Here is a 14,271-nt window from a genome sequence, read left to right on the forward strand (position 1 = left end):
ACAGAAACGGTGCTCAGGCTGGTCAGGTGGATTCCGCCTGGATTCCCCGGTGAAATCGCCTGACGCTGGCAAAGTTTCGCGCTGCGCCCCCCCGAATACGGACAGCGCCGGGGAGGAACCATGGCAGGGGGTGGGGCTGAAGGGTCTAACCAAGAGAGCGCCTGAGACGGTCTGTTTTTCTCGCGCTCGTCTCCGATGCTTGGCTTATGAGTCAACAGGGGCACCGATGTCAAACTGTTTTGTTGCCGATCTGTTCGCGGCTCGTCAGGTGCGCCCATGGTTGCTGTTTCGGCATGGCATCCGTCACGTCGATGCTCCGCAGCAGGCCGCCCTCGCGCAGCCCTTCGCGCACCCAGTCCAGCGCCAGCCACCATTGCGCGTAGTGTCGCCGCGCCGCGGCGATCTGGTTGGGATGTGGTGACCAGGTGACCGGGCAGGCGCGGAGTTCGACCGTTCGCCACTTGCCACGAGTCAGCACACGCGCCGTGCCAACCGCGATGGTGACGGACCGTTCGCCATGCTGGTTGCGCTTCATCTCGACCGGCACGCAGCGGGGCACGGCGCCGGGCATCCAGTCCGGGGTCATACCGGCGCGGGCCAGTTCGGCGATGCGGATCGCCATGCGCAGCCCGCCGAGGGAGGTCGGCAGGTTTGCCACGCAGGCAGCAATCACCTCGGCATCCTCGTGGGTGGAGCTGTCGGGCTTGTAGCGCCCACCATCGATCCGGCAGCCCAGCGCGGCGCGCTGCATCACCACATATTCGAGGCCGAAGCCGGGGCTGTCGCCGCGTTCCGGATCGGGCGGCTCGGGCAATTCCAGCCGGGCCTTTTCGGTGCGAAAGGCCCATTCCAGCGCCTGCTGGATGCCCAGCGCGCGTTTCGTGCGGGGGCCGGCGCGGCGGTTCAGGAGGCGGGAATGAACCGTCACAGCACACCTCGCGCTTTCAGGCGTTCTGGCGTGACCAGCCCGCGCTCCAGCATGGCATTGCGCACGGTGTTCGAGATGGCGTTGGCTGGAAGGTAACTATCGCCGTTCACCAGCCCGGCGTAGAAATCCGCGATCTCGTCCATGCTGGCGCGGGGCGTGTCGGCAGGCTTGCTGCTGCGCTTGCGCCGCTTGTCGCCCTCGGCAGGCTTTTGGGCTTCGGCCGACCGTACTGCCCGTTCCATCGCCCTGTCCAAGGCTCTCGGCCCGTCCGGCGGTTCCGGATGGCGCTCGCGGCTGTCCCGGGCCACCGCGAGGATCCGGTCTTCGGTCAGGCCGAGATCGGTGATCCAGCGGCGGATATGTTCGCGCGGTGGCCAGCCCTGCCACCAGCCCGGAAGGGCGGCATCGGTGTCCAGACCGAGGGCGTCGAGCAGCTTCCCGAAAAACTCTTCAAATCCATCATCGCGCGCTCGCGCGCCCTCCTCCTCCTTTACTGGTTCTCTTAAAGGTTCTCTTACAAGGTTAGTGTCCGGATTTCGGACACGGGAATCGCCATTTTCCGGACACGGCTTTGCCCGAAATCCGGACACGGCTCCGTGTGCAGTTTCCGGACACGGGTTGCCTGCATCCGGCGACGTCGGGCGTCTTTCGCCGTCAGGATCATTGTCAGAAAATCCCGGGAATTCGCCATGTCCGAATTCCGGAGACGGGTCGGTTTCGGGGTCACCGAACCCGTCCTCGAAGCCCAGAATGTAGCGGGTCGGCTGCTGGCGTTTTGTGACCGGATCGACGCAGTTCACACGCCGGATCAGACCGGCCAATTCCAGCTTCCGCAGATGGTCGTTCAGGGCTGAGCGGCTGATCTCGCAATCCGCCGCCAGCCGGGCCTGCGTCGGAAAGCAGCCGAAATCGGGATTGTGGCGGTCACAGAGATGCCAGAGCACGATCTTGGTGGCAGGCTTGAGGCCGCGCTGCTGGATCGCCCAGTTGGTCGCGTAGTGGCTCATGAGCGGGACCTCTGGCGCTGGGCGGTCGCGGCGCTGCCGATGCTGACCCTGTGGCGCGGGTTCAGTGCCTGTGCGCGGGTGGTGATGCCGTGATCGGCCAGAGCACCCAGCGCGTCCTCGACCGAGCGGACCAGCGCCCAGCCGAAGCCCTGCGCTTTCACCATGTCGCGGAACGCGCGTTGCGCCGGGCTGAGCCTGCCGGATGGGCTTTTGACCTCCAGAAACAGCACCCGGCCTCCGGTTACAATGATCAGATCGGCAAAGCCCGGAAAAACGCCCATGCCGGTCAGGATCGCCTGACGCTGGCGGGCAGCCTTGCCGCCGCTGCCCACCTCATTGGCAGAATGGTGGATGATGGCATCGCGCGGCAGCACGATGCGCAATGTGTGGACGATGGCGCGCTGGATATCGGTCTCGGGCGTGCGGCGGGTCATGCAGAACCGCCTTTCGGTTTGCGCTGCGACACTGCGATCAGCAGCCCGGCCAATGCCAGGGCTTCGCGGCGTTCCTGCGGGTCCGGGCTGTGCTCCGCGATGGCCCGGCAGGCGAGGATGATCAGGCTGTCCGGGTGATGGATGAAATCGGCGACAATGCCGCGAGCTTCGGCCAGGCGCTGGGCGGGCCAGTCGGCGCCCCACTGAGCCTGGGGACTGTCGCATCGGTCTCCGACAGGGATCGGCGTCATGGCGTTCATGCCCGCACCCGCGCGTTGCTGGGCCTGGTATCGGCAACGCGGGGCATCTCCTGTGACTGCAGCCAGTCCTGAACGACACTCATCCGATAGAAAATCTTGCGACCGGCGCGGACGCAGGCCGGACCTTTGCGCCGACGCTCCCAGCGCCCCAGCGTGTCGACTGACAGGCCCAGTTCCTGCGCCAGGTCATAACGGCTGATCCAGCCGCGCAGCAGGCGCGGTTCGATCTCCGGTTCTGCACTCATGGGTTGTGTCATGCTCTTGCCTCCTTCTCGCATCGCCCGGCCCATGAACAGCGAACCCGGCGGCTGACGGAGAGAAGAACAATCACATCGGATCGACCGGCAGGGAGGCGGAAGGGGGCGTAATTGCCGGGAACTTATGCCGCCCCATGTTTTGCTGGGCTTGAGGCCGCTTATTGCAAACAAGCGTGCTTCGAATCCGGGTCTGAATGCCGTCGAATGCGGTCGAAACAACAACCGGCGGAATTGATTATGCCGGTTGCCGCTAGCAGGATCAGCGCCTGCTGCGAGAAGAACATGTCAAGAACAAAGACTCGCTTTTCCACAGTGAAATCGGCTGGACAAGTCGCGCCCCGGTGGTGAACAAAGCGGCCCAATCACGCCGGATGCGGTTGAACGACGCGGGTTCTTTCAGAGCCCGTGATCGGGAGAGATGTGCCTGCATGATCGGAAAATGAAGCAGGCGCGTGGGCTTGGGGGAAGGGTGGCCAGCGCCAACGAATAAAGGGAGATGAGGCAGACATGCCATTGCCGCAGCGTGCATTTTACACGGTCCAGGAGGCCGCGCTCCGATGGGATTGTACATTGGGCGGGCTCGCAGGATGGGCCGCGACCGGACGGCTGGAGATCGTGACAGCGATACGGCCGGTGATTCAGGGCGGTCACATCCATGCCGGCTTCGTTGCAGTCCCGGTATCGGATATTCTGGACCTGTTCTGGCCCGACGACGACACGACCGGAAGGGTAACGCTTCGGCGTTTTCGCCCGGTTGAGACCGAGGATTGGGTGCTGATCGAAAATCCTGCGGATTTCGTTGAGGTTCGTCTTTCTCGTCTGATGATTGCCGCCGAGGAGATGCAGCGGTTCGAGACCACGAACGGGTTGATGCGACGCATCGCCAGCGGTGCCCCGCCACGCCACGACTGGGAGGGTGTCCTGGCCTACCTGATCCGCCGCGTTCATGTCGAAGGTGTGCCCGCAACGCAGGGGGAGTGGATCGCCATCGCGCTCGACTGGTTCGCGCAGCATTCGGAAGATGGCGAGGTTCCCGACGAAAGCACGATCCGCCGCAGGCTCGGGCCGATCTGGAAGTCGTTGCAGGAGACGGTGTAGGGCAATGCGTTGATCGCCCAGCGCCACTGTCGATTGAACCATTAGGCGCGTCGCCGCGCCCGATCCTCGGCGTCATGGACCAGCACCGGCTTCGGCCGGAAGGCATGGGCCACGGCATCGACGCCCGCGCGCAGCGGCGAATCCATGAGATGCGCATAGCGCGCGGTGGTCTGTGTCTGGCTGTGGCCCAAGAGCTTGCCGATCATCTCCAGCGAGGCGCCACCGCTGACCAGCAGCGAGGCGAAGGTGTGTCGCAGGTCGTGAATGCGGACATCCTCGATGCCGACCTGCGTCTGGATCTGTTTCCAGAAGCGGCGGATTTCCTTCACCGGCTCGCCGGGCACGTCGCCCGGAAACAGCAGCGGGCAGCCACGCGGCACCAGCAGCTGGCGCTGTCGCACGATGGCGGCGGCTTCATCCGAGATCGGCAGCCGGTGGATCTTCCGCTGCTTGGTCATGCTGGCGGGCTTCGCCCAGCTGAGATGTTCGAGGTTGAAATGCTCGAACCGCGCCTGCCGGACCTCGCCGACCCGCGCGCCGGTCAGCATGCAGAGCCGGATGATGTCCGCCGCGCGCCGGTCCTCGGCCGCGTCCAGCGCCGCCGCCAGTTTCCGGATCTCGTCCTGCGACAGGAACCGCTCGCGCGGGTTCTCGATCCGGCGGCGAAAGCCAGATGCCGGATTGTCGTCCCGCCAACCCCAGCTTTGCGCATAGGTGAACATCTTGCGCAGCACCTCGCCGACCCGGTTGGCCCGGATCGGGGTCGGTTTTGATCCCTGCAATTTGCGCGCTCGGTTGTTGGGCTTGGCCTTGTGCGGCCGGGACCGACCCTCCGCAATGCGGTTCAGCAGCTTTTCCACGTCATAGGGCGTGATCTCGGTGACGAGGCGGTTGTTCCAGTCCGGTCCGATCAGCTTTGTCAGCATCGACAGTTGGTCGGAAGCATTGGTCTTTGCGAGGTTCGGCAGATGCACCTCGGCATAGCGTTCCACCAGATCCTTGACCCGAGGCGCCTCGCGCCCGTCCTCCTTCGCGCCCAGCGGATCGCCCCCGGCATCGATGTCGCGGCGCAGCTCCTTCGCCCGCTCCCGCGCCGCAGCGGTCGACCATTCCGGCCAACGCCCCAGCGTCATCCGCCGCTGCCGCCCGGCATGACGGTAATCCAGCGTGAAGGCCCGGTTGCCCGAGCGGTAGATGCAGATCGCAAATCCCCGCACCTCGCTGTCGAAGATCTGATAGTCCCGACCCGGTTCCGGCACCGCCTCCCGCACAGACTTCTCATTCAACCTCAACCGCTTCACCATGCCCAGCGCCTCCTTCTTGCATCCCACATGAGGCTCAGCCTCTCGCGCATGGCAAGTCATACATCGCATACCAGACCGGCAGGGAGGCGGAAGGGGGCGGAATTCGGGAGGAGGCGTGCCGGTGGGCATTACCCGAAAGCATAAACAAAGGCTGCCTGGCGGAACCCGCAAAGCTCCGTTTCGTTTGGGTCCGATGGAAGGCAGTCTTGAATCAGGCTTTGGACTGGGCCGTCCGGTTCAGAACTCCAACGCGCCCTCAGAGAGACAGCCGGTCTACATTATGGGATGAACTGACATGGAAAAGAAAACTATTGTTGAGGCGATGCGCGACATGGATCTGTGCTTTATGTCCACTGTTGCGAAGGACGGGGGCGTATCGTCCCGACCGATGTCGAATAATTCTCAGGTCGAATGGGATGGCAGCAACTGGTTTTTCAGCAATGGCGAAACCCGCAAGGTTCAAGAACTCAGTGAGAACCCTGCAACCGAGCTCACCTTTCAAGGAAAGGATACCTGGATCGTGCTGTCGGGCGAAGCAAAGCTTCATCAAGATGATAAAGCACTGTTCAAGAAGCATTGGACGGACGAACTTGACCAGTGGTTTGAACAGGGGATCGACACGCCCGGCCTGACGTTGATCGAAGTGGCCGCCAGCCGCGCGGAATGCTGGGGCAAGCCGGGCGACGGCGTCGTGGAATTGTGAACCCGCAGCCTCTGCAAGAAGGGTGGTAGAATAGGCCGACGCGTCTGATTGCCCAATTGGGCGGGTGCGGGGCCGGCCTCTGCTTTCCCGGGTGACAGAACTGTAGCAAGAACGCGCGGCTTTTGCCGCGATCAGAATTTTCCAGCTAGCGGAGACGACCATGGACAAGAAGGCCCAGACAGGAAATGCAGGCGAAACGCATCAGCGCGCGGGTGATGATCAACAGCTGACAACCAATCACGGCGTTCCGGTGTCGGATAACCAGAACAGCCTGAAAGCGGGGTCCAACGGGCCGACGCTGTTGGAAGACTTCGTTCTGCGCGAGAAGATCTTTCATTTCGACCACGAGCGGATCCCGGAACGGATCGTCCATGCTCGCGGCAGCGCGGCGCACGGCTATTTCGAGTGCACCGATGCGATCCCGGACCTGTCCATTGCCAGCCTCTTTGCCGAAAAGGGCAAGCGGACGCCGGTTTTCACCCGCTTTTCGACCGTTGCGGGCGGGGCCGGCAGTGTCGACACACCGCGCGATGTGCGGGGATTTGCGGTCAAATTCTATACCGATGAAGGCAACTGGGATCTGGTTGGAAACAACATCCCGGTGTTCTTCATTCAGGATGCGATCAAGTTTCCCGACTTGATTCATTCTGTGAAGATGGAGGCGGATCGCGGCATCCGCAGGCAGCATCCGCGCATGATACATTCTGGGACTTCATCTCGTTGATGCCCGAAACGATGAACACCATGATCTGGGCCATGTCGGATCGTGCCATTCCGCGCAGCCTGCGCATGATGCAGGGCTTTGGCGTGCACACATTCCGGCTGGTCAACGCGGACGGGAAATCGACATTCGTCAAGTTCCACTGGACGCCGAAGCTGGGCATCCAGTCGCTCGTCTGGGACGAAAGCGCCAAGCTGCAGGGCGCGGATAACGACTTTCACCGCCGCGACCTGTTCGAAGCGATCGAGGCAGGCGATTACCCGGAATGGGAACTGGCCATTCAGGTCATCAGCGACGAGCTGGCCGAAAGCCTGCCTTATTCGGTTCTGGACGCGACCAAGATCGTCCCCGAGGAAGATGCGCCCCTGCGGGTCATCGGCCGCATGGTGCTGGACCGCTGGCCGGACAACTTCTTTGCCGAGACCGAACAATCCGCCTTCCTGCCGTCGAACGTGGTGCCGGGGATCGACTTCACCAACGACCCGCTGCTGCAGGGGCGGTTGTTCAGCTATCTGGACACGCAGAAATCCCGGCTAGGGACCACCAACTTCCACCAGATTCCGGTCAACGCGCCGAAATGCCCCTTCGCGAACATGCAGCGCGATGGGATGATGCAGACGATGATTCCCAAGGGCCGCGCGAATTACGAACCCAATAGTCTGGACGAGGCGGGCGAAGACCCCGGTCCGCGCGAAACCGGCACTGTCTTCCATACGTATGAGGACAACACCGAACTCGGAAACGAACCGTCGGAAAAGCTGCGCAAGCGGGACGAGACATTCGGCGACCATTACAGCCAGCCGCGCCAGTTCTGGCTAAGCCAGACCGACAACGAACGCGCGCATATCGCCAGCGCCATCACGTTCGAACTGTCGAAAGTCAGCTTGCCGCATGTGCGCGACCGCGTGGTATCGGTGATCCAGAACATCCATCCCGATCTTGGTCAGCGTGTCGCCGACGGGCTGGGGATCGATCTGCCAAAGGCGGCCAAGCCCTTCCGTGAACCGGTCGAGCTTGCGTCCTCGGATGCGCTGTCGATCCAGAAGAACTGGAAGGACACGCTGGAAGGCCGCAAGATCGGCATTCTGTTTGCCGAAGGGTCTGACAAGGCAACCATCGACAAGCTGAAATCCGATGTCGAGGCGCAGGGCGGCAGCGTCATGCTGGTTGCCCCCAAGGTAGGCGAAATGAAGGTCAAAGGCGGCAAGCTTGCGGCGGACGGTCAGCTTGCCGGAAGTCCGTCGGTCATCTTTGACGCGGTTGCGATGGTGCTGATGCCCGAACAGGTCGAGAAGCTGAAAAAGGACGCCGCCGCGAAGGCCTGGGTCAGCGACGCCTATGCGCATCTGAAAGCCATCGGCCATTGCCCGGGGTCCAAGGCGCTGCTGGATCATTGCCACATCGAGGCGGATGCGGGTGTCGTCAAGAACGAGGATTTCGTGGCCGCCGCAAGCAAACGCTATTGGGACCGAGAGCCGAAGGTTCGCGATCTTGCATGACCCTGTTGGGCCGCCAGTTATGGCGGCCCATTTTCATTGGATGAAAGAAGATGACAAAAGGCAAGGACGCCGAAACGCGCAAGGATGATTTGCGCACTGGCAAGCCCTACTGGCTGAACACCTCTGGCATTTCCGTGCCCCATCGCGCCGATCCGGGCCGTGACCGTTTCGACGTGATCGTCGTTGGTGCCGGTATCAGCGGGGCCCTGACGGCCGAGGCACTGACGCGGCAAGGATGCTCGGTCCTGATCCTTGATCGTCGTGCGCCGGTCAGTGGATCAACCCCGGCCTCGACCGCGATGATCCAGCATGAAATCGACGTGCCGCTGACCGAACTTCAGGCGCAGCGCGGCGCGCGCACGGCGAATGCCGCCTGGCGTCGGTCGGTCGCCGCCGTGAACGATCTGGTCGATCTGACCAAAAGGCTGAAGATCAAATGCCAGATGCAGCAGAAGCCCGCGCTTTATCTGGCAGGCAATCAGATGGACGCAGATGATCTGGCCAAGGAATTGTCCGCGCGGCGCAAGATCGGCATCGAGGCCGAACTCATCGACCGCGCGAGGCTGAAAGCCGATTATGGCATGACGCGCGCAGCCGCGATCCTGTCGCCGGATTCAGCAAGCGCGAACCCTGCGCAGTTGACGGCGGGATTGCTGCGCACGTGCAAGACCCGCGGTGCACTGATCGCGGCGCCTGTCGAAGTGACCGATATGGCTGAACTTCCGGGCGGCGTGGCCTTGGCCACCAGTGACGGTCGGGTTCTGACGGCAGATCACGCGGTCTTCTGCACTGGCTATGAATTCCTGCCCCAGATGCAGACGAAATCGCACCACGTCACATCGACCTGGGCGCTTGCGACGGGCAAGGTCAAGGACTTGGCCAGCTGGTTAAAAGACACCATCGTCTGGGAAGCGTCCGAACCCTACCTGTATTTCCGCAGCGACCCCTCAGGCCGGATCATCGCGGGGGGCGAGGATGAGGACGCAGCAGACAGAAACAGCGATCCGAAACTGCTGGCGCGCAAATCCAGGACCATTTTGGCCAAGTTGGAAAAGCTGACGGGTCTAGATGTGGGACCGGCGGAATTTGCGTGGTCCGCACCCTTCAGCGTCACGGATGACGGCTTGCCCATCATCGACCGGGTCAAGGGGCATGACCGCGTCTGGGCGGTGATGGGTTTCGGCGGAAACGGCATCACATTCTCGATGATCGCGGCGCAGATTGTCGCGGCTGGCATCGCTGGCGAGAAAGACCCGGACGCCCGTCTTTTCCGGCTGAGGTAATCAGACGCAGCTGGGCCGAACAAATATCCGGGACTTTGCCCGCCGCTTCAGCTTCGCATCGCGCGAACCAATTAAGAACGACCCATTGAAACCAAAAGTCGTATCATCTATATACCATCCATGTGGATGGAGAAGTCGATGCATAACGTAACCAGACTGCCGGAACGGCAGGCAGAACCCGAAAAGATCACGATCAACCTCGGCCATGTCGATCTTGGCCGGATCGATCTTCTTGTTCGCGAAGGCTTCTATGCCAACCGGACTGATTTCATTCGCACCGCCATCCGCAACCAGTTGACCAGCGAAGGCAGTTCGGTCGCGCGGTCGATTGACCGCCACCAACTGGAGCTTGGGCTTTTCGATATCACGCGCGCCGATCTGGAGGGCTTTGCCAAGGCCGGGGAAACCCTGCACCTGAAGGTCGTCGGACTGGCGCGGATCTCGGCCGACGTCTCGCCCGAACTGGCGGTGGCGACGATTGGGTCGCTGAATGTGCTTGGGTCACTTCAGGCGCCGAAGGCCGTCAAAGCCGCACTTAAAGACCGCATTACCTGAGGCCGTCTGCCTCTCAACAAGGATAATATCCATGAACGATGATTTCGCGACGGCCATGCGCCGGGCGCTTGGGAAGACTCGTGCCAACGACCCGCTCAGGGCCACGGCAATCATTCAGGAAGCGCTATCACGTCAGACAGGTCACGCGCCAGGCGCCCCGGACCCGGTCGACCCGGTCGCCATGCGGTCTGGGAACCCGTTTGCCAGCCTGCTGCGTGACGGTTGCAAGCCCTGCGCTGGCGGCGGATTGATGCAGGGATTGCAATTGCCCACGCGACCCGCTGACAAAGGCATCGACGTGCCAGAGGGCGCGCGTTACGAACAGCGCCATCATGCGGGCCCCGCAGGGTCGCGCAACTACACGCTTTATACCCCCACGGCCCGACCAGAGGGTTTTGCGGGCATCGTGCTGATGCTGCACGGCTGCACGCAGTCACCCGACGACTTCGCCCGTGGCACACGCATGAATCAGGTGGCCGAAAAGGCTGGATACATCGTTGCCTACCCAGAGCAGGCGCGCGCCCATAACATGCAGTCCTGCTGGAACTGGTTCCGGCCCGAGGATCAGGCACGCGGCGACGGCGAGCCTGCGATTCTGGCCGGTATCGTCCACGACCTCGTGGCAGAGTTTCACTTGCCACAGGGTCGGGCTTTCGTGGCCGGCCTGTCGGCGGGGGGCGCGATGGCGGCCATCATGGCACAGACCTATCCCGACCTGTTCGCCGCCGCCGGCATCCATTCCGGCCTTCCTGCGGGTTCGGCCAGTGATGTCATTTCGGCTTTTGCCGCCATGCAAGGGACTAGCGCTGCCCCCGCGCCGCATGGGACATTACCGATGATCGTATTCCACGGTATGTCGGATGCTACGGTTGCGCCGATCAATAGTGAGCGGCTGATCGGCGGATCGGGAATCGAGACACAGCATAACGGAAATGGGCGCGCCTGGTCGCACTTCATCGCCAACGATGGCTCGGAACTTTGGCGCGTCGCGCAGGCCGGTCATGCCTGGTTCGGGGGCGATCCGGCTGGTTCCTATACCGACCCTCTGGGTCCCGATGCATCGGCAGAGATGATCCGTTTCTTCAGGAAAATCGCCGAGGTTTGAAATAGCTAGCGCTATTAGGCAGGCGCGCGACCTTGAGTTGGCGACTGACGGTCAATGCAGTGCGGTCAGCATCATGACCTGCAGCAGAGCTAGAAGCTAGAGCCAGGCTTGGACGCAGTTGACGCCCGCGCCACCAGTGTCGCTGGAAATACTTCGGACGTGCGCATATCGATGGTAGTTCCTAGACCTTGGCCCACCGTGCCGGGCTTAAACGAAACCGGCCGGAACCGAAACTATAGCCTAGTGCTGCGTAAAGCCGCGGTCAGTCTCGGTTAGTTGAGCGGCCTCCCGCCCGGCACCGCGATGGTATCGATGACAGAATGACGCATACCGCGCCAATTTCGATGGTTGAAATATTTGCAGCAGGTCAATTTCCTCCCTGAAAGCTGTGCGATTGCCGAAATGCAAATTTTCCGGCTTTCGGTAAAGGTCGGAGCTGATGCGGGCCTGGTATCAGCTCAAATTTGCTTCATTGTAGCCACGCTATGATGGTCATGGAAATCGGTCACCTCAACGCCACCTCAACCCTTGGCTGCAGTTTTCGCGCAGGTTGTGCGGCCTAAAGCTGGTTTGTCCGGTCGAATGACGGAACGAAAATCGCGAGAAATCAAACGGCTGCCGCGTAACATGCTGAAATTGTTCAGTTTCGTGCTTTCCCCTCTGATCGGCTCATAACCTGAAGGTCACAGGTTCAAATCCTGTCCCCGAAACAAAAAATATCAAATATATCGGTGCGTTACGCCCCGCCAAAACGCGGGGCTTTTTGCTGCGCGCAGACAAGGCAACGCTCAGGCAACACGGGCACGAAAAAGCGGTGCCGATGGCCCGCGCATGGACCTCGTGCACGCCTCTGTTGCTGCCTGGCGATCCTCCGGCTGTTATCCGCCCGCTCGTATCGTAGAGGCGGAAAGGGGGCGAACCTCGGGTGGAAGGGTGCCGGACCTAATCCGAGTTTCATGTGAGCAATCGATCTTGCTGTGGCTAGCGAAGCAAAAACCCCAAGATCTTATCTGCGAGCGTGCCGAAGGGCGCGCGCATCAGCTTCGACGCGTTCCAACGACCCTGACTATAAATGCCTTTGGCGTGGCTCATTGTTCGAAAGCCTTCGATGCCGTGATAGGCACCCATCCCGCTTGGGCCGACCCCGCCGAAAGGCAGGTCATCCTGCGCATAGTGCATCAGCGTGCTGTTGATGCCCACATTTCCGGAAGTCGTACGGCCGAGAACGCTGCGCCGGGCGTCATCGTCGCCGCCAAAGTAGTAAAGCGCCAGCGGACGCGGCCTTGCGTTCACATAGGTGATTGCCTGGTCGATGTCGCGGTAGGTGACGACGGGCAGCAGCGGGCCGAAGATCTCTTGCTGCATGATGTCCATATCGTCGCTGACATCTAAAACCATCGCCGGGGCGAGCGTATGCGGACGTTCGTTTTCCGGCGGGTTAGATTGCGTGATGACGCGTGCGCCTTTGTCTCGGGCATCGTTAAGGAGGCTTTTCAGCCGGTCGAAATGGCGCTGGTTGATGATTGCGCTGTAGTCGGGACTTGCTGCGCCATTCGGATACATGTCCGAAATCGCGCGTTCGAAACCTTTGCTGAAGCTGTCCAGATCGTCCTCATGGACCAAAGCGTAATCAGGCGCGATGCAGGTCTGGCCGGCATTTGCCAGCTTGCCAAAGGCGATATTCGCGACTGCTGCCGCCGTAGCCTGACCCGGAGCGACGATGACGGGCGACTTGCCGCCCAGCTCCAAAGTGACAGGCACAAGATTATCGGCAGCGGCGCGCATGACGGCGCGGCCAACCGGGGTGCTGCCGGTGAACAGGATGTGATCGAACGGCAGCGCGGTGAACGTGGCCCCGATCTCCGCATCACCAAGCACGACCGCGACCTGTTCCTGGGGAAAAATCTCGCGCAGCATTTCGACCATCAACTGACTGGTCTGCGGTGTGAACTCGGACGGTTTGATCATCGCCCGGTTCCCCGCCGCAATCGCGGTTGCCAGCGGCATCATCGCCAGCGAGAGCGGATAGTTCCACGGCGCAACGATGCCCACGACCCCCAAGGGCTGATACTCGACCCGCGCGCTGGCGGCGCGATATGTCAGTTCCACATGCCGCTTTTGCGGCTTCATGAAGCGGCGAAGGTTTCGCGTCAGGTAGTCGATACCCTGCACGGTCGGAAGAATTTCCATCATCGCCGTTTCGTGGCGCGATCTGTGGCCGAAATCTTCACTGATCGCGGCCTCGATCTTGGGTCGGTTTGAAGTGAGCGCATCACGCAGCTTTTTCAGGTCAGCCTTGCGCTGATCATGGCTGGGTGCCCCTTCGCGCAGGAATGCATCACGTTGACGAGCAAGAAGTTCGGCGGGACTCGCGGATTGGAACGTCATCATATCATCCTATGTTGACAATAGCAACATTGCTTGACTTAGGTATCGAAGTGGGCGATGTCAACATATCTCGTAATAGAGGCAAAGTTGATGCGAGAAACGGGAAGGGATCAGCCCTATCACCACGGCGACTTACGGCGGGTCATTATCGAAACGGCGATGGATATGCTTGTCGAGCAGCAGGCATGGAAATTTACATTGCGAGAGGTCGCCAGACGCGCCGGCGTCAGCCATAATGCGCCCTACAAGCACTTCACCGACAAGGCGGCGTTGCTGAACGAATTGGCCTTCCTTGGCTTTGATCGACTGCACGATAGCTTGAGCCTGGCGGTTCGCGCGGGTGGGGGTGACTTTGCCGCAGAGCTTGATGAGATGGCGCAGGCTTATCTGCGCTTTGGTGCCGAAAATCCTGCGCTTTACCATCTGATGTTCGGGGCCGACGTTGCGGCCGCAGCCGAACTGCACATGGAACCCCGTGCGCTTGCGCCATTCGACTTGCTGCTTGAGGTCTTGCGGCGCGGCCAGCTGGCTGGCGAGGTTATTGATCGCCCCGTTCGCGGTCTGGCGGCTGCCTGCTGGGCCCAGTTGCACGGGCTGACGACACTCAAGCTCGACGGCTTGTTACGACCAGAAAAAGTTGGCGAGGATGCTATCGCGCAGGCGCTCGGCACTCTGCGCTCGGGCATGCAAATGCGGTGATTGCGCTGATGGCGCAGCATCAAAGCCATC

Annotated in this window: 13 protein-coding genes and 1 pseudogene; 7 read left to right on the forward strand and 7 right to left on the reverse strand. The window is 61.6% G+C overall.

The annotated features are described in order from the left end of the window. Positions 1-229 precede the first annotated feature (229 nt). Genes H4P12_RS16890 through H4P12_RS16910 form a run of 5 tightly spaced genes read right to left on the reverse strand, consistent with a single transcriptional unit; the run spans position 230 to position 2,886 of the window. On the reverse strand, positions 230-928 hold the full coding sequence (locus H4P12_RS16890) for a hypothetical protein (RefSeq protein ID WP_187794830.1): 699 nt from the start codon (positions 926-928) through the stop codon (positions 230-232). After that, positions 925-1,935 carry a helix-turn-helix domain-containing protein gene (locus tag H4P12_RS16895; RefSeq protein WP_187794831.1) on the reverse strand — a complete coding sequence of 337 codons (1,011 nt, stop codon included), beginning with the start codon at positions 1,933-1,935 and terminating at the stop codon, positions 925-927. Before H4P12_RS16895 ends, H4P12_RS16890 begins: the two co-directional genes overlap by 4 nt. Then, a complete protein-coding gene (locus H4P12_RS16900; protein ID WP_187794832.1) occupies positions 1,932-2,369 on the reverse strand; it encodes a VRR-NUC domain-containing protein in 438 nt (145 codons plus the stop codon). Before H4P12_RS16900 ends, H4P12_RS16895 begins: the two co-directional genes overlap by 4 nt. Continuing rightward, positions 2,366-2,629 carry a hypothetical protein gene (locus H4P12_RS16905; RefSeq protein WP_187794833.1) on the reverse strand — a complete coding sequence of 88 codons (264 nt, stop codon included), beginning with the start codon at positions 2,627-2,629 and terminating at the stop codon, positions 2,366-2,368. Before H4P12_RS16905 ends, H4P12_RS16900 begins: the two co-directional genes overlap by 4 nt. Beyond that, a complete protein-coding gene (locus H4P12_RS16910; protein WP_187794834.1) occupies positions 2,626-2,886 on the reverse strand; it encodes a helix-turn-helix transcriptional regulator in 261 nt (86 codons plus the stop codon). Before H4P12_RS16910 ends, H4P12_RS16905 begins: the two co-directional genes overlap by 4 nt. A 507-nt stretch (positions 2,887-3,393) precedes the next feature. On the opposite strand from H4P12_RS16910, the gene H4P12_RS16915 reads away from it, so the two are divergent. After that, positions 3,394-3,984: a hypothetical protein gene (locus H4P12_RS16915; protein WP_187794835.1), complete on the forward strand. Its 591-nt coding sequence runs from the start codon at positions 3,394-3,396 to the stop codon at positions 3,982-3,984. Positions 3,985-4,025: 41 nt separating this feature from the next. Here the strand turns inward: H4P12_RS16915 and H4P12_RS16920 are convergent, their stop codons facing one another. Further along, positions 4,026-5,288 carry a tyrosine-type recombinase/integrase gene (locus tag H4P12_RS16920; protein WP_187794836.1) on the reverse strand — a complete coding sequence of 421 codons (1,263 nt, stop codon included), beginning with the start codon at positions 5,286-5,288 and terminating at the stop codon, positions 4,026-4,028. A 295-nt stretch (positions 5,289-5,583) separates the two neighbouring features. Here H4P12_RS16920 and H4P12_RS16925 point away from each other — a divergent pair, with 295 nt between their 5' ends. From H4P12_RS16925 to H4P12_RS16945, 5 genes and pseudogenes are all read left to right on the forward strand, one after another. Then, the gene (locus tag H4P12_RS16925) at positions 5,584-5,991 is read left to right on the forward strand and encodes a pyridoxamine 5'-phosphate oxidase family protein (protein ID WP_187794837.1); all 408 of its coding nucleotides are present in this window, start codon (positions 5,584-5,586) and stop codon (positions 5,989-5,991) included. Positions 5,992-6,151: 160 nt separating this feature from the next. After that, positions 6,152-8,211: pseudogene (locus tag H4P12_RS19090) on the forward strand (catalase). Between the two features lie 50 nt (positions 8,212-8,261). Beyond that, positions 8,262-9,494 (forward strand): NAD(P)/FAD-dependent oxidoreductase, encoded by a 1,233-nt coding sequence (locus H4P12_RS16935; RefSeq protein ID WP_187794838.1) that lies wholly within the window; start codon positions 8,262-8,264, stop codon positions 9,492-9,494. Between the two features lie 138 nt (positions 9,495-9,632). Next, positions 9,633-10,049, forward strand: coding sequence for a CopG family transcriptional regulator (locus H4P12_RS16940; RefSeq protein ID WP_187794839.1), 417 nt, complete (start codon positions 9,633-9,635; stop codon positions 10,047-10,049). Between the two features lie 31 nt (positions 10,050-10,080). Then, positions 10,081-11,154 carry an extracellular catalytic domain type 1 short-chain-length polyhydroxyalkanoate depolymerase gene (locus tag H4P12_RS16945; RefSeq protein ID WP_187794840.1) on the forward strand — a complete coding sequence of 358 codons (1,074 nt, stop codon included), beginning with the start codon at positions 10,081-10,083 and terminating at the stop codon, positions 11,152-11,154. Positions 11,155-12,135: 981 nt separating this feature from the next. Here H4P12_RS16945 and H4P12_RS16950 read toward each other — a convergent pair. Then, positions 12,136-13,542, reverse strand: a complete 1,407-nt coding sequence (locus H4P12_RS16950) for a coniferyl aldehyde dehydrogenase (RefSeq protein WP_246449337.1) — start codon at positions 13,540-13,542, stop codon at positions 12,136-12,138. Positions 13,543-13,632: 90 nt separating this feature from the next. Here H4P12_RS16950 and H4P12_RS16955 point away from each other — a divergent pair, with 90 nt between their 5' ends. Further along, a complete protein-coding gene (locus H4P12_RS16955; protein WP_187794842.1) occupies positions 13,633-14,241 on the forward strand; it encodes a TetR/AcrR family transcriptional regulator in 609 nt (202 codons plus the stop codon). Positions 14,242-14,271: the final 30 nt, after the last annotated feature.

The organism is Paracoccus amoyensis, from assembly GCF_014490725.1.
Classification (GTDB): Bacteria; Pseudomonadota; Alphaproteobacteria; order Rhodobacterales; family Rhodobacteraceae; genus Paracoccus; species Paracoccus amoyensis.

Excerpts from the sequence above, each read along its gene's own strand:
- H4P12_RS16940 (WP_187794839.1), top strand. The coding sequence starts at position 9,633 with ATGCATAACGTAACCAGACTGCCGGAACGGCAGGCAGAACCCGAAAAG.
- H4P12_RS16935 (WP_187794838.1), top strand. The coding sequence starts at position 8,262 with ATGACAAAAGGCAAGGACGCCGAAACGCGCAAGGATGATTTGCGCACT.
- H4P12_RS16900 (WP_187794832.1), bottom strand. The coding sequence starts at position 2,369 with ATGACCCGCCGCACGCCCGAGACCGATATCCAGCGCGCCATCGTCCAC.
- H4P12_RS16945 (WP_187794840.1), top strand. The coding sequence starts at position 10,081 with ATGAACGATGATTTCGCGACGGCCATGCGCCGGGCGCTTGGGAAGACT.
- H4P12_RS16915 (WP_187794835.1), top strand. The coding sequence starts at position 3,394 with ATGCCATTGCCGCAGCGTGCATTTTACACGGTCCAGGAGGCCGCGCTC.
- H4P12_RS16925 (WP_187794837.1), top strand. The coding sequence starts at position 5,584 with ATGGAAAAGAAAACTATTGTTGAGGCGATGCGCGACATGGATCTGTGC.
- H4P12_RS16910 (WP_187794834.1), bottom strand. The coding sequence starts at position 2,886 with ATGACACAACCCATGAGTGCAGAACCGGAGATCGAACCGCGCCTGCTG.
- H4P12_RS16905 (WP_187794833.1), bottom strand. The coding sequence starts at position 2,629 with ATGAACGCCATGACGCCGATCCCTGTCGGAGACCGATGCGACAGTCCC.
- H4P12_RS16895 (WP_187794831.1), bottom strand. The coding sequence starts at position 1,935 with ATGAGCCACTACGCGACCAACTGGGCGATCCAGCAGCGCGGCCTCAAG.
- H4P12_RS16955 (WP_187794842.1), top strand. The coding sequence starts at position 13,633 with ATGCGAGAAACGGGAAGGGATCAGCCCTATCACCACGGCGACTTACGG.
- H4P12_RS16950 (WP_246449337.1), bottom strand. The coding sequence starts at position 13,542 with ATGACGTTCCAATCCGCGAGTCCCGCCGAACTTCTTGCTCGTCAACGT.
- H4P12_RS16920 (WP_187794836.1), bottom strand. The coding sequence starts at position 5,288 with ATGGTGAAGCGGTTGAGGTTGAATGAGAAGTCTGTGCGGGAGGCGGTG.